Origin of the sequence: Pedobacter duraquae (assembly GCF_004362245.1) — a bacterium.
Classification (GTDB): domain Bacteria; phylum Bacteroidota; class Bacteroidia; order Sphingobacteriales; family Sphingobacteriaceae; genus Pedobacter; species Pedobacter duraquae.
Genome location: NZ_SNWM01000004.1, coordinates 115890 through 130775 on the forward strand (window position 1 = coordinate 115890; position 14886 = coordinate 130775).

Annotated in this window: 14 protein-coding genes; 6 read left to right on the forward strand and 8 right to left on the reverse strand. The window is 38.9% G+C overall.

Annotation, left to right across the window (positions count from 1 at the left end; genetic code table 11):
• Positions 1 to 9: 9 nt before the first annotated feature.
• The 5 genes from CLV32_RS16050 to CLV32_RS16070 form a co-directional block, all read right to left on the reverse strand.
• Positions 10 to 864, reverse strand: coding sequence for a helix-turn-helix domain-containing protein (locus CLV32_RS16050; protein ID WP_133557367.1), 855 nt, complete (start codon positions 862 to 864; stop codon positions 10 to 12).
• Positions 861 to 1373 carry a GNAT family N-acetyltransferase gene (locus tag CLV32_RS16055; protein WP_133557369.1) on the reverse strand — a complete coding sequence of 171 codons (513 nt, stop codon included), beginning with the start codon at positions 1371 to 1373 and terminating at the stop codon, positions 861 to 863. Before CLV32_RS16055 ends, CLV32_RS16050 begins: the two co-directional genes overlap by 4 nt.
• Before the next feature lie 38 nt (positions 1374 to 1411).
• Complete coding sequence (locus CLV32_RS16060; protein WP_133557371.1) at positions 1412 to 2014, reverse strand: hypothetical protein; 603 nt, start codon at positions 2012 to 2014, stop codon at positions 1412 to 1414.
• Between the two features lie 106 nt (positions 2015 to 2120).
• On the reverse strand, positions 2121 to 2687 hold the full coding sequence (locus tag CLV32_RS16065) for a GNAT family N-acetyltransferase (protein WP_133557373.1): 567 nt from the start codon (positions 2685 to 2687) through the stop codon (positions 2121 to 2123).
• The gene (locus tag CLV32_RS16070) at positions 2684 to 3133 is read right to left on the reverse strand and encodes a GNAT family N-acetyltransferase (protein ID WP_133557375.1); all 450 of its coding nucleotides are present in this window, start codon (positions 3131 to 3133) and stop codon (positions 2684 to 2686) included. The genes CLV32_RS16065 and CLV32_RS16070 overlap by 4 nt, the downstream gene beginning before the upstream one ends.
• 491 nt (positions 3134 to 3624) lie before the next feature.
• Between CLV32_RS16070 and CLV32_RS16075 the strand changes: the two genes are divergently transcribed.
• Both CLV32_RS16075 and CLV32_RS16080 read left to right on the forward strand, forming a co-directional pair.
• Complete coding sequence (locus CLV32_RS16075; protein ID WP_133557377.1) at positions 3625 to 4203, forward strand: RNA polymerase sigma factor; 579 nt, start codon at positions 3625 to 3627, stop codon at positions 4201 to 4203.
• Positions 4200 to 5501, forward strand: a complete 1302-nt coding sequence (locus tag CLV32_RS16080) for an outer membrane beta-barrel protein (RefSeq protein WP_133557379.1) — start codon at positions 4200 to 4202, stop codon at positions 5499 to 5501. Before CLV32_RS16075 ends, CLV32_RS16080 begins: the two co-directional genes overlap by 4 nt.
• Here CLV32_RS16080 and CLV32_RS16085 read toward each other — a convergent pair.
• Both CLV32_RS16085 and CLV32_RS16090 read right to left on the reverse strand, forming a co-directional pair.
• Positions 5494 to 6372: a helix-turn-helix domain-containing protein gene (locus CLV32_RS16085; protein WP_133557381.1), complete on the reverse strand. Its 879-nt coding sequence runs from the start codon at positions 6370 to 6372 to the stop codon at positions 5494 to 5496. The genes CLV32_RS16080 and CLV32_RS16085 overlap by 8 nt on opposite strands.
• A 5-nt stretch (positions 6373 to 6377) precedes the next feature.
• Positions 6378 to 7076 (reverse strand): SIP domain-containing protein, encoded by a 699-nt coding sequence (locus CLV32_RS16090; RefSeq protein ID WP_133557383.1) that lies wholly within the window; start codon positions 7074 to 7076, stop codon positions 6378 to 6380.
• Positions 7077 to 7286: 210 nt separating this feature from the next.
• Between CLV32_RS16090 and CLV32_RS16095 the strand changes: the two genes are divergently transcribed.
• Positions 7287 to 9443: an outer membrane beta-barrel protein gene (locus CLV32_RS16095; protein ID WP_133557385.1), complete on the forward strand. Its 2157-nt coding sequence runs from the start codon at positions 7287 to 7289 to the stop codon at positions 9441 to 9443.
• A 5-nt stretch (positions 9444 to 9448) separates the two neighbouring features.
• Here CLV32_RS16095 and CLV32_RS16100 read toward each other — a convergent pair whose 3' ends face one another.
• A complete protein-coding gene (locus tag CLV32_RS16100; RefSeq protein WP_133557387.1) occupies positions 9449 to 10594 on the reverse strand; it encodes a TlpA family protein disulfide reductase in 1146 nt (381 codons plus the stop codon).
• A 238-nt stretch (positions 10595 to 10832) separates the two neighbouring features.
• On the opposite strand from CLV32_RS16100, the gene CLV32_RS16105 reads away from it, so the two are divergent.
• The 3 genes from CLV32_RS16105 to CLV32_RS16115 all read left to right on the forward strand — a co-directional run bounded on the left by CLV32_RS16105 (position 10833) and on the right by CLV32_RS16115 (position 14879).
• Positions 10833 to 12572 carry a sensor histidine kinase gene (locus CLV32_RS16105; protein ID WP_133557389.1) on the forward strand — a complete coding sequence of 580 codons (1740 nt, stop codon included), beginning with the start codon at positions 10833 to 10835 and terminating at the stop codon, positions 12570 to 12572.
• A complete protein-coding gene (locus CLV32_RS16110; RefSeq protein ID WP_133557391.1) occupies positions 12562 to 13317 on the forward strand; it encodes a LytR/AlgR family response regulator transcription factor in 756 nt (251 codons plus the stop codon). The genes CLV32_RS16105 and CLV32_RS16110 overlap by 11 nt, the downstream gene beginning before the upstream one ends.
• A 92-nt stretch (positions 13318 to 13409) precedes the next feature.
• Positions 13410 to 14879, forward strand: a complete 1470-nt coding sequence (locus CLV32_RS16115) for a TlpA family protein disulfide reductase (protein WP_133557393.1) — start codon at positions 13410 to 13412, stop codon at positions 14877 to 14879.
• The last annotated feature ends 7 nt before the right edge of the window (positions 14880 to 14886 follow it).

A 14886-nucleotide genomic window follows, 5' to 3' on the forward strand; every position in this document is an offset into this window, starting at 1 on the left:
TGGGTTGGACTATTGAAAAGAACGACGGAATGCTTCAGGGGAATATCCGGCATGCCTTTTAAAAAAGCGGATGAAATACGATACGTCGTCATATCCTAGGCACCAGGATAGTTGACTGATTTGGACATTGGATGCCAATAGAAGACGCTTAGCCTCTAGTATAATGAAGTCTGCAATAACTACGGAACATGATTTTTTTAGTGTAGTTTTTGTAACGGTATTAAGTTGATATACAGATAAATTCATGAAGCCGGCATAGTCAGTAACTTTTTTAAAACTCTGAAAATGTAGCTGCAATAACTCTTTGAGTTCTTCCAGACGCTCAGCGTAGTAGTTACTGCTTGTGGCGAGGGGATCGATGGAGGCTGGGTTATATCGATTTAAGATTGTACAAAAGATATCGAGGTTTGATTTGATAATGGCGCTGTAGCCATCCTCTTTATTTATATACTCCAGGCTGATGTTGCTCAAAATCCCAATTAGGCTACGGAATTTTTCCGGATGGCCGGAATAGTGATTTTTGCTACTGATTTTTCTAAAAAGTCGTTTAGTAGACTCTTCTGAAGGAGCATAAAAATCGCTACTGAACTCCATCAAATATCCCTTGCAATCTATTTCGAGTTTAAGTTGATGGACCTGTGCAGGTCGCATGAAAAAAATAGTGTGCTTATTTACAGGATATGAAACAAAATCTATACTATGCTCGCCAGATCCATTTTCCAGAGCAAGAACAAAAAAGAAACTGTGTCTGTGAAGACTTTGTAGCATTGTTCTACCGTCCATAACCTCTGCAAGAGACCTTATGTTGAATTCTAAAGTAGGTTGAGCTATTTTTTGAATGTGTCTGACAGGGATGATACTCATCTCATAAAGTCATTTCGTTCGACTGCATAAAAAGCCAATTCTTCTGTGGGTCTTTTGAGATTATCCAGGCGTGCGAATCCTGAATTTTCCAATACCCTTTGCGAACCGATATTATTCAAGTCGGTAACAGCAACAACGCTATCTACTGTGGTATTTTTGAAACAGTAGTTTGTTAAAGCGCGGCTCACTTCAGTTGCGATACCTTTTCCCCAATGTGCCTTAGCTAACGTGTAACCAATTTCAAGCGGACCTTTGATATCAGCGAAAGGCCTTATTAAACACATGCCAATAAATGTATTTGTTTTAGCGTTAAATATACCATACCGGGTAAGTAAATTAGATTTATATTCGTCCAACGCTATGTGGAACATTTCCGCATATTGCTCTGTAGACCGGAATGGCAGATATTTTGTGACTTCCGGATCATCAAAAAGTTCGAGAAACAGGGGGAGTTCTTCAGGTTTGAATTTCCGTATAGTTATATTGTCGTTTGTAAATAGATGTTGCATTTTTTCCTTGAATCTGGTTTGGGATCTGCCTTTTACAGCTAGTCATCGAGCAAAGTAATGCAATTAGCTGCTAACGCCTTCAATCTGGATGGTAAAGATGTCAATAATTCAGGCGCTTTAATGCGCTCATACAAGCTGATCAGAATATCACGACTGGTATCATCATCAGTATCACATGCGAGTGTCTTTTCGAAATAAGTAATTGTCTTTTTTGCCTGCATGTTATATTCGTTTAATGACGTTTTATTCATTGCGTTATCCTTTAAGCGAATAGACTCTGTCACCTTTTTTTCCAGTGTTTCGCATATTCTAAGATTATAATATGCAAGCGCGCGGTATGGAACATAATAGCCTGGAATAAGTTTAATAACTTCTTCATAATAAGGCGCTGCTTTCCCTAATCTCCCTTCGCTCTCGTATCCATGTGCTATAGAAAAATTCAGGCTGGCAATCTGGACGGTATCAAGTTCGGAAGCCTGCTTGAGCAATTCCAATGCCCTTTCTCTGGTGTTTGCTCTTTTGGAATCGTCGGTTCTATCAATTTTGAAGATTAGATAAGCGTCTGATATTGTTTGGCTTTGAGCCTCAGTGGTTTGTATGGATATCCATACTAAACATAAAAACAAGAGCGTTTTTTTCATTTTTGGGAGTGATTATGCTTGATTAATATAGTTAAATATATAAAATCTTCTAGATGATAAAAGAATAAACTGTGGCTATCTGAAATGGATATTGACTGTATTTTATCTACTGCAACTTAGGCGGTAAATCAATAGCAAGCTGTAAATGTTCATATGTGTCACCAATAAAAGTTCGCTTATCGATAACCTCAAAGCCTGTTTTTAGATATAGTTTCTTAGCATCCGGATTTCGGATGCTGACCAATAGCCCGAGTTTTTTGAAATTATAAGATGCCGCGTAGTTCTTCAGGGCTGTTATCAATTTTCTGCCGAGGCCTTTCCCCTGGTTATGTGGAAATACCGCTAAGCAATCTATATAGAACTCTCCGGGTTGAGTTTCGTCTTCGGGAACTATTGTAATTCCTTCGTTCAACTTAATGTAGTTAAGAAAAGGATCCCTAAGTCTATGCAATGCCGCACCATTGTAACCGCAGATCAATCCTTGAACTGCTCCATCATCCCAGACGAGCATGTTTTCATAGCTATATTGGTTTGCAGGCAAAGCTGTAAAACGTTCAAATAACCGAAGCGTATCATTGGGATTTTTTACGAATTTGTTTGCTAATGTTCCCATCGCACGTATAATCAGCTTTGCGAGGTCTGACGCATCTTCGGGAGCTGCTTTCCTGATCATGATAATTGATTAATCAATTTATAGTTATCAAAGCTCATTTCAAATTTGATTTCTTTAGAACCATGAGTTCCTGCCTCTTTCCAACCCTGTCTGCGGTAGAATTCAACAGCCCTTGTGTTGAAGCCAGTTCCTAACCAGATGGTATGCTCAGTTTGTTTGAAATACCAATCCATCATCAGCTGGTGTAATTTCTTTCCGATTCCCTTTCCTTCATCATCGGGGTGGACAAATAGGGCCCAGACATTATGTTCCTCCAGATCGATAATGGAAAAACCCAGAACTTCTCCACTTGATTCACAAACCCAGCCCTTGCCCCTTATTGTCATAAATTCCTCGCAGTCTGCATCTGTCACCAGCGCTGGATCAGATAGCATGTTTTCTTTAACTGCATTTCTGACAATTTGTATATTTTTTATATCGGATATCAATGCTTCCCTATAAGTCATGTTGAGCTATTTTATCGCACAATTTAATAGATTTTAGTCTGAATAGAAAAATTCGGATTTAATCTTTTCTATAACTTCAATAACTATCGAAACCTAATATGTTTTTTAGGTTTTCCCAGTCTTTTACCCCTTATAATGAATGAAGCTGCATAAGTCGACAAAAAAATGATTAATGAAATTGCGATTCCAGGCAATATGAGCGCCTTAAACGCATTGGAGATATCGTGTAGGTTAACCGACAGCAGTAGCATTACAAAGATACAGATAGCAATTGATAGCATGCTGGCAGCGTATACAAAGTATTTGGTTTTGGTCATAGGTATGGGTTTTCTTGGATCTCGACAATTTTGTATACTCGTTAATACGCATCGGTGCTCTTAAACGCTTGGTAAAAAAGAACGGAAAAATATTTTAGTTTTACCCAGCGTTTCTACAATCTGCTGCGTAACACTATCAGAAGGCGGAGAAAAACTGCCTACTGACACAAATGAATGAACCTTTTTTTTAATCAGGAAACAAAGCTCATCCGGGGCTGTAAAGCCAATGATCGGCACGCCCAGGAAGGACTATATAAACTCTATTATGCGGAAATGCTGCGGATTTGCTTTCGATATGTGAAATCAGATGTGCTGGCTTATGATGCCTTGAGCATGGGTTTTTTAAAGGTTTTTCAAAACATAGAAATGTTCGATCCGAAAAAAGGGGCATTTGGTGCTTGGATAAGGACGGTGATGGTGCGATCCTGTATTGACCTTGGACGACGGGAAGCCAGGTTTAAAGAAATAGACAGTAACGACAATGAAATTGACGAAGTTTTTATCGAACCATCGGTGTTAGATAAACTTTTTGTGGAGGATCTTTTGAACCTGGTGCGTTTACTTCCTACAGCTACTCAACTGGTTTTTAACCTCTCTGTAGTTGAAGGATATCACCACAAAGAAATTGGAGTACAATTAGGTATTTCTGAGAGTACGTCCAGGTGGCACCTTTCGGAAGCAAAGAAACAGTTGAGGTTAATGATAAATACCTCAATAATTGATAAACCAACTGGACACAAACATAAGCTATGAGAAATTCAGCATGGTATCACAAACTCTGGCGGAGGAAGTTTGAAAGTTTGCCGGTCAAAGACGCTGCCGATGCGTCTTGGGCAAACATGCGGGGAATTTTAGACGCTAATATTCCGGTGAGTTCCGTTCCGGGTAATGCTGCGAATCCATCCTGGACCTGGGGTGCATTTAAGGGTTTACTCTATGTGGTGTCGACTGTTGTTGCTGTTTCGATTGTTTCATATATCGTAACCAAGCCTCAGGACAAATTGACGACTCAAAAGAAACATAGGGATCAAAAAGAGATAATCAATCTGAGTATTGATAGCTCTGTCATTAATAGCCGTTTAATTCTTAGTGATAAAATGGATAGTTTGATGGGGATTCGGAACCCGGTAAAAGGAATTGGTGTTGATGAGCAAATCAATACGGCAGTCCCAATATTTAGACCTGGATCTATTATTTTAGGGGGCGGCGCCAAGTCTAAAGCGCTGGCGGATACAAATGTTGACGTTGCTGAACGCCAGCTTTTGCCAATTGAGCCACTTTTCCTTAAGGGAGCCTCGGATTTTGCTGTGGGGATCGACATTGATAACAAGTATTTAACAGGTGTCACAAGTACCTCTGAAAAGCAAATTACATTTGCGAAAACTTACGGTAAAATTAAATCACCTGAAATTTTGAAGCGTAAGTCGGCGAAAGATAAGCGCGTAAAAGACCGAAAGATTACAGGTCAAAAGCAGCTTTTAAGTTATGGAATTTCCACTGGTGCTAATTTGCGTAAGGACGTTACCAATTTATATGTAGGAATATTTGGAAGCTATGGTATCGGCAAAAACTTTCAGGTTTCGGCGGGTTTAAATATGAATAGTTATGAGATGATTGCCGGAGAGTTTTCTCATGCCAGCTATTTCCGCCCCGATTCCTTACCGGCATTTACAATTGCCGACGGTAGAAAAGTTATTGCTGTAGACATCCCGATTAAAATTAGCTATAATCTTTCGAAATATCTAAGTATTAATCTGGGACCAATGTTAAGTTTCCCAGTTAGCAAGTCGGCTGTAGTGAGTCAGGTGAACCCTGTGGCGGATGTGCAGGATACCTTGAATCATGGTAAGGAAATCTCCAAATTTTTAGGAAATAGTCTGATCAATAAGGCTCATTTTGGCTTGACTGGCGGCATCAGTATCCATCTGAAGCGATTTGATATCAACGGCACCTACCAATTACTAACACCCTATCGGATTACAGATAGTTTGGGTAGTTATTCAAAAAGAAATCGGTTTTTCAGGATCGGATTAGGATACCGCTTCAAATAGCTTTGCTATTGCTCTTTCGAAATTCTGTTGGCGATTTACCTGTGTCTTTGCCAAATAGCCTGATAAAGTACTTGACGTCGTCATAACCAAGCTGGTAAGCGATTTCCTTGATACTCAATTCAGAGTAATGTAGTAATCGCTGTGCTTCACTGATTACTTCTTGTCTGATAAAATAGGTTAGTGAAAATCCTGTTACTGCTTTTACTGTGTCATTTAAGTAACTCACCGAGAAATTTAACCGTTCTGCATATTGGGATGGTTTTTTGATAGTTTTGAACTGCTCTTGAACGGCCTGTCTGAATTTTTTTGTAATCTCTATATTTCTAGCCGAATACTCATGGACATTGGATTTCTCTTGTAGTTGAAGTAACGAGGTAGCACGATATAAAAATGAATCAAGTAATGATCTAATTAAGAGGTTATGCAAACTTCCTTTTTTATCGGTCCGAATGATTGATCCGATTAAGGTGAACAACTTTCTGAACCAATCCTGTTCTTCATGATTTATTATAGGAGCAGCAAGCTTTGTTAACGAATCTTCGATAATTCTTCTCGCACGCTCGTCTGTTAGTTTAGCGTCGAAGACTAAGATTTGACCTTTACAGTTTTTAGATGAGATAACTTTATGAATCTGTCCGGGATAGGAAATCAACAGTACTTCACTATTCACCTGTAAAGGAATAAAGTCCACAAACATATCGATTGTACCCTCTTCCAATAGAAAACAGCAGTAATGATCGTGCCGATGAGGAACTTGTATTTCATCGGCATGAGTCAGTTCTTCTTTAGACAGATCAAATAAATAGGCTGTGGAATCCTGCTGATTAATTTCGTCTAACTGATAAACGTGTATTTTGTTCCGACGTTTCATATTAACTATGACCAAAAACCATGTGCAAATATCCTGGCGTTAAGGTACAGATTCTTCTTTAGGGTTTTTCTCAAACTGGTGACCATCGGAATATGTCCTGCTACATATACTGAGTTGTTTACAGAAATTTCCTCATGAGCTGCCATTTCGGAAAGATGTTCCAGACTGTTAGTTTTTGGAAGCATGATGAACTTGAATTCTGGATTTTTCAGTAATAGATTTTCTGGTAATTGATATTGCTCGCTTAAAGACAGTGTCACACGCATTGGATGCTCTTCTCCATCAGTCAATTGCTTGAGTGCAAGAAAGTGACCAAGACTACTTCCGTCGCCGAAACATGCTACGGGGCCACTTTCTCCTGGAAGTTGTGCGGCGTGTGCCGATGCATAGCCTATAGTATCCCCTACACGCAGGTTCTTTGCCCAGCTACTACCCCGGCCTGAATGCCCTGTTTCAATAAAAACGGTACATGTCCTTTTTTCTACGTCCCACAGTGCAGGAGTGTAGTCCCTATAATCGAAATCGTCCACTTTACATTTAATACGTGGAATGGTTTTCCATTTGCTCATATCAGTGGCGGGTAAGTGGAGGTCAATCTCATACATTGAACCGGGCTTCCAGGCCCTAATTGCCAATACATATCCTCGTTCTGTGAACGCTTTGTCCATTAAATTAAAAACTGCTTTTTTGACTACGTTTGCCATCTCTCTTTTTTCTTATTGATCGTTAAAAGTTCAGACGATCGTAAAGCAAAAGTATTTTAGAATTCAGGCCTTTTGTCCTCCATTTGGCAGGTATGGGTGGACGATTCCCGTTTTCTGCAGGTATTAATTTATAATTCCGTACTCCTGAATCCCGAATTCAAAACCTCAGCACGCTACAGCGACAATAGCTTTGGATATTAAACAATCGAGATGAAACAGATTTTCTTTATAGCCCTTTGCCTCAGTGTAACTTCGTATGTACACGCTCAGATTATTAAAAAGCCAGATAGTGTCGTTAAAGACAGCGTAGTAAAGCAACTGGAGGAAGTTGTGGTCAGTGGTGGAACACCTGCTTTCTCAACAAAAAATGGCCAGCTCAAAATTGGTATTGCTAATAACTTGTTTTTTAAGTCTTCGGCAAACTTATTGGAAGTATTTAGAAAGCTACCCGGACTTCAGGTTAATGCCGATGGAACGATGGTATTAGGAAATAGATCTGTTCCAACAATTTTTGTTGATGGTAAGCCTGTTAATCTTAGTATCGACGAGATACAGACTTACCTAAGCAGTCTTTCTCCGGAGATGGTAGAGTCTATTGAATTTATCACGCAGCCCTCATCCAAATACGATGGAGCCTACCAGGCAATTATTGATGTGAAATTGAGACAAAGCCAATCGCTGGGCTTGAAAGGAATCTACAATTTCCGTTACCAACAGAATAGGAATAGCCTTTTTGAAAACAATCTGGGGTTAAACTATAAGACTCAACGTTTTGTATATGGCCTTAATGTTGGTCAGATGTATGGCAAAACTTTTTATAAATACCGTGCGTTACAGTTCCTGGCCAATAGCGATGCCATGACTACCGATACACGAACTATTACCGGCAATAATAATTACAATGTGCAGGCACGCGTTGCCTACGAGCCCAAAATAGGTCAGCAGATTGAAGGTTTTTTTCGAACTTTCCAAAATGATCGTAATGCAGTTACCAATACGGAGCTGCTTACTCAAGATGCTAGTATGAGAAATACACTTACTGCTATTGGCAGCGAAAACAACGCGATCCCCAGGCAGTTCAATTATGCTGGTGGGCTAAACTACGATGCACAGTTCAGAAATAGCGAGTTACATCTGCTTAGCTCCCTGGCAAAAATTAGCAATCTGCAAAACGAAGACATTCAGAATAAGCTGATTCCTTCCAATATGTTAAGGGATTATTGGAAAACCAACTCGCAAAACATAATACTAATCCGTTCGTTGCAAGCTGACTATAGCCGTGATGTTAAGTCCGGGAAGCTTGAACTTGGAGGGAAATACGCTTTTACGACAACACGAAATGATTTGCAGTATCAAGTTTTGGAAAATGCAGTATTTATCCCCGATCCTAAAAGGAGTAATCAGTTCAGATATAAAGAATATATTTCGGCAGGCTATATATCCTACTCCGGTACCTGGGAAAAGTTGAGTTACAGAGCCAGCTTCCGCGCTGAATATACGCGTAGTATTGCCAATTCTATCACCGCGAATACGAATACAGAGCGAACTTATATGAAATGGTTGCCCAGTGCAAATTTAATGTACGCGCTTAATGACATTGAACAGCTGAGCTTTAACTATAGCAAACGACTTACGCGGCCTACTTTTGATGTGTTAAACCCATTTAGGTTTTATTTTAGCCCGAGAAATTATTGGATCGGCAATCCCTACCTACAACCTTCTACAACCAGTCTTTTTGCTTTAACTTATAGTCGGAAATCATTAAATATAAGTTTGAATGCAGGTAAAGAGAAGGATCCAATGGCCCGATATCCTGAATATGATAAGATAACCGACGAACTTGCATACCTTGGAACAAATTTGCCGTACAGGAATTTTGCTGACATTCAGGTTAACTCGCCATTAACCATTAACAAATGGTGGCGGGTGAATACTAACCTAGGATTATTCTACAACCGTGAACTTCGGCCTTACTTTGATCAAACTTTCCGAATCCCTATTGTTAATTATACAATTACCGGCAGCCAGGTCTTCACAATTAAGGATTGGGTTTTAGACGTTGGTTACAGCTACGAATCCAAAAGTGGCAATGGACTGTATATTAATGCTCCAGTATTTATGTTGGATCTGGGACTTCAAAAAGCATGGATAAAAAATAGGCTCAACTCCAGAATAAACTTTTACGATGTTTTTGCTGGTGGAAAGAGAAGGTTTATCTTTCGTGAAAAGACAATCATCGATAATGACTTTACGCATTATTGGGGTTCAAACCGCCTGGTATTCAGTTTAACCTATAACTTTGGAACCTCAACTTACAAGGTTAGAGAAGCGCGTAAGAGCGAAGAAGAAATAAGGGCAAATAGGTAAATCTCTCAATTTTTCGAGATACTATTGCTAATTTCCGTAGTCAATCTATTCTCCAGGTTAACGCTATATCCCTCGATTGATTCGATGATTGTGCCGTCTTTACCAATCAGATAAAAGTTAGGTGTGCCGACTGTTTTAAACTCCTTGTTCAATTTTCTGCTTGCGAGATAAACAGGGAATTGCAGTTTATTGTTCGATACATAGTCTTTTACTTCCTTAGCCGCTTCATTACTATAAATATTGACTATTGCGAATTGTTGATCTGAAAATTTTTCATTTAGCCTATTGAGCATAGGATTTGCTAATGGGTTGGCGGGGCAGAGCGTTGATCCGAAGACTACGAGAAGTGTTTTGTTTTTTAAATTCGTACTTGCGAAAGCTGATTCTGAAAGCGTTTTCAACTGCAACTGCGGCGCGACTGCTCCTTTTTTGAGCATTTCTTTATTGGGCTCTGAAAAACCATTCAACCTAACTGCAGTTTTCAATATCGCTTTGTTAATCTGGAAATTTGAAAATGTCTGTTCTGCAAAAAAATTGATTCTACCAACCGATATTCCTCCTTTCGTCATTGTGCCTGCCCCATCTTCTCTTAGGTACACTGGTAGGAAAGTTTGTTTGTCGATTAAAATCGATTTATGTGTATAATCGTGGTGACCATTATCCAAAGTGTCATATCGTTTAATTAAGAAATTATAGCATGCTTTTCCTTGAAATAGCGTGTCTGCCTTGTTAATTATCTTGTTCGGGTATTTGTTGATGCTCTCGTTTAGTAATTGTGAGATCACTGATAAGTCGGATGTTATTGGACTTTCAGGAGTTTCAATTGAATAGGTGCTATCAGCGATATCGAAATGGTATAATTTGCCGTTTTCGTAGATTTTCCTGGTTAGGATTTTGCCCGGATTTAGTTCACTCTGTTCCTTTTGGTAAGAAACACTCCGATCGTCATTGAAAATAATCGATGTAGTTGTTTTAGTGGTTGTGATGGAACCCGGACTAAAAGGATTCTCATTGACGGAGTTTGTTTGAAATTGAATGGATCTAAAATTATCAATGTTGGTCATTGTTTTTTTAAAAACGTCCGCAGTCTGCGATTTGACTTGTACGGTACCGGCACAAAGGACAATCATTATTTGAAAAGAAATTTTCATTACAGCGCTAGTTTTAGTTAGTAGGTCAAGTTAATACTAAAAAGGCATTTGACTATTTAAATGATGTTAAAAAATGTTAATCTATTTTATGTTTTTGGATAACTTCATACAGCTATAGTCTGAGCTAGCCGCTCAATTCTATTTGAATACACCCAAATTCTCATTTATAGTTGTCAGGGTGGTTAATTTGTTACAAGTTTACGTAGGATATCAACTATATCAATTACAGAGATGTATAATGGGAAGTTTTAAATGGATCGTATTACTGTCGCTTATTTTATTCATTTCTCCGAAAGTGGGACTGGGTCAAGAAAGCACTTTTGGTCATAATTTTTTATTCGAAGTTGTCAGTACCCAAAAGCAGACGATGGTTAAAGAACCATTTGTTTTGAATATTCCGGATACTTGTATTTCGGATATCTTCACCAAATTTGATAAAAACAAGTCTGAAAAAATTTTGTATTCTGAGCCCAAGAGTAAATTGATGCTAGGTGTGAAGTTGAATCCCCAACTTCAAAATTACTTCTCAACTTCCGTACAGTCTTACACTAAGGAGTATCCAGTTTATTTAATCTCGGATTCTTCAGATGCGATCCTGGTTGCTATGGGAATCAATCGCACTACCGTTTCGGAGTATAAGTACAGGGTAGTCGAAAATGACAGCATAGAATTGATAAGCTGGTCGGCAATTCCACGGCTGGAACAACGATACGGTGCAAAGCAGCCCTATGGCTTTATAGGGAGCTTTAATGCGCCTGGAAAGCGAATTCTTGTAGAAGTAGTACGTAGGGATAATTATAGTGAACGCGATGGGATTATTTTTGATTGGCGGATAAATTTCAAGCCTATTCTGGAGCAGATTATTGTGTCGACGCCTGGGCATTATTTTAATCTACAAGAACCGAGGTTAAATCACCGGTATGCAAGTAAATTTGATCAATGGAGAGTTCCTGAAGATTTTGAGTTTCCAAAAGATAGCATTACAAGTTTATTATTTCAGTTCAGGAAACAAGAGACGCTAGCTCATGTTGCCTGGCTGATTAGAGATATTGAGGGAAAGAGAGATACCCTTAGACTGGGTTTTTTAGATGTCTACGGCTATTATGATTTAGAAGGAAAGTATTTTTCAAATCCGGGGATCTATGAGTTTATCGTTCAGCAACAAAAGAAAACACCAGCGTGGACCAAAAAAGACCTGTTACGTATTCCGTTTAAGGTAATTAAGCCAAAGCAGGAATTATATTCCATTAAACAACTTTCGCCCTATTTTCTGCTTTTGGTTGCCGTTTCAATATTAACTTTTACGATTTACGTCCAATACAACAGGTTAAAGCTTCGACAACTGGGTCGTCAGCGTACTCAGGCCAGTTTAAAATTGAAGGTTATCAGTGCACAGCTAAATCCTCATTTTATTTTCAATGCACTTAGTTCGATACAAAATTTGATAAATAAAAATAGTCTCTTGGATGCAAACATGTATCTGTCAAAATTTGCCGGATTGACCCGCAAAGTGTTAACCATAAGTAATCAAGAAATGATTAGTCTGTCCGATGAATTAAAGGTAGCGGAGGTTTATCTTCAATTGGAACAGCTGCGGTTTGGTTTTAACTATTTGTTCAAAATAGATGAAACATTAGATATTGAGAATATCGAAGTTCCCGGTATTTTGATCCAGCCATTTATAGAGAATGCCGTAAAACATGGCATTTCTAAATTAATGGGAGACGGCATCATTATCGTCGAAGTGTTTGGAGTTAATCATGATTTGGTATTCAGGGTTATAGATAACGGAAAAGGATTTTCGGAGTATGAGGCTTCACATAAGATTGATTCCTATGGTTTAAAACTATGCCGGCAGCGATTAAAGTTGATGAACGAGCTGTATAAAAATCAACCTGCTTATCTAACCGTTGAATCAGGTATGGAAGGTACCATAATTACAATTACTATTAAACATTGGATATCAAATGGAAATTAGGAGTATTATTATTGATGATGAGCAGAACAATATTGAAAACCTGCGTGCGATTATTGAATCCTGGTGTAAGGACGTCAGTATTGTCGCGGTTGGTTCGACTGTTGCAGAGGGAATTGATATTGTCAATGCGCAGAATCCAGATCTCGTATTCCTTGATATCCAATTACATGAGGAGCTGGGCTTCGATATGTTAAAGTTATTGGATAAGATTGAATTTGAGATCATCTTTATCACGGCTTATCATCAGTATGGTATTCAAGCAGTAAAATTTTCTGCACTGGACTATCTTTTAAAACCGGTCGACATTCTAGAACTAAGAGAAGCTATAGAAAGGGCAAGGCAAAAAATCGCACTGAAACGTCAGAATCTAAACCTGCAGAATTTACTGGATTTTATCAGGACTCCAACGCATGCTGTTCCAAAGATTGCATTACCAACACTGGAACAGACACATTATGTAAGGGTAAGCAATATCACCAGGTGTGAAGCTTCCAATAATTACACTACTTTCTTCCTCAAAGACAATACAACCATTTTAGTTAGCAAAACACTAAAGGATTTTGTTGAATTGCTGATACCTTATAATTTCCAGCGTTCACACCAATCTCATTTAGTTAATCTCGACTATGTTAAAAGCCTGCGCAAAGAAGATGGTGGAACTCTATTAATGGATGATGGGTCAATTGTTCCTATTTCCAGACAGAACTTAGATAAGATAAAGACTGGTCTGCATACGATTCGGTAACGCATCGTATTACACAATAACAAGACATTCTAATACAGGAAATGACAACTAATTGTTGCGCATGCTGGTAACCTATACTTAAAAATTAAGCTATGAAACTAAAAATGATTTTTTTGCTCCTCTCCTCATTTTTGCCTCCGGTTATGGGACAAATAAAGGCAAAACGTGTTATCGTTACTGGGGAGGTAATCAACGTAACGTCAACTACACCAAAGGTTTTTGGGGTCAATTTTTTAAATCCTTTTGAAAAGACCCGTAAAAGCGCCTCGCTCGATAGCACGCAGCATTTCGCCGTGCAGGACAGCATGCTGTTTACACAGAACATGACAATTTTCTATAACAATGCCTTTATAAATCTTTATGTAGTACCAGGAGACTCCGTCCATTTGGTTGTAGATGCTGCGAAGCTGGATCAATCCGACTTTAAATGGTTAACTATTTCCGGAGATCATGCCGGACTTAGCACATCGCTTAATTCGGTACACAATTTTTTGGCTAAACTCCCCTATCACAAATACAACTATGCGTTACCTGAAGACCAAATGTTGGATGAGGTCATAAAAGATTATGGAAGGTATTTAATAGCACTGAATGCCTATTCAGATGTCCATCACCTCGACAAGGTAATCATTGAATTCTGTAAAAAAGATATCAAGTATGGGATATCAAACTGGATCTCCGATTATGTGAATAACGGTAATGATAGTGTATCCAGCAAAGCGGGTAGAATACAGATGTTCAGCGACAGTTTCTTCGAGTTTGGCAGCGACTCGAGCTTTGTGTCAATGATGTACCCCTATCATTTAGCAAACTATATGTATTGGAAGGTTGGTTTGAACCCTGAAATTGGGGCCGCTATCAAACTTGGTCGGTTGCAACAGGCCTTTCGATTAGCGGCCGAAGCCATCATTGACCAGCCTGCAAGCATCAGCCGTGATTACATGCTGTTCAATTACATTGCTGAACAGATAAATAAAAATTCGAGTACAAAAATAGAAGTTGCCCCTTTAGCTAAATACTTCACAAATGCGAAGTTATACAACCTTCTGTTGAGGTTTAACGATAATCGGGGCATCGTTAATATTCATAAAGCAATTGTTTCTGAAGTCAAATATATGGGACATACGCAGACAATTCAAGTTTTTAATCAGGTGGACATGTTGAAAATGCTATCCGAAAAACATCCGCGTAAGATTATTTATATTGACATCTATGCCACCTGGTGTGCTCCTTGTATTCAGGAGATGAGCTACGCGACAGCTATGAAAAAACGGCTGGCTGGTAAAGAGATAGTTTTCGTGAATATTTGTTTGCAATCAACAGAGGTCAATTGGGTGAAACTACTCAAGGCTGGGAAGTCTGGTAGCGAGAACTATTATCTGGGAGACGACGATTCTAAGTTGATGATGGGGGATTTTGATATATCAGGATTTCCTACATATATATTAATCGACCAAACGGGGCGTATTATTACAACACATGCACCAAGGCCATCCGAACTTAATGAACTGGAGAAAGAAGTTGAACGTATAAATCGAGGCGGAAAAAAGACCGCGGGTTAACCGCCTC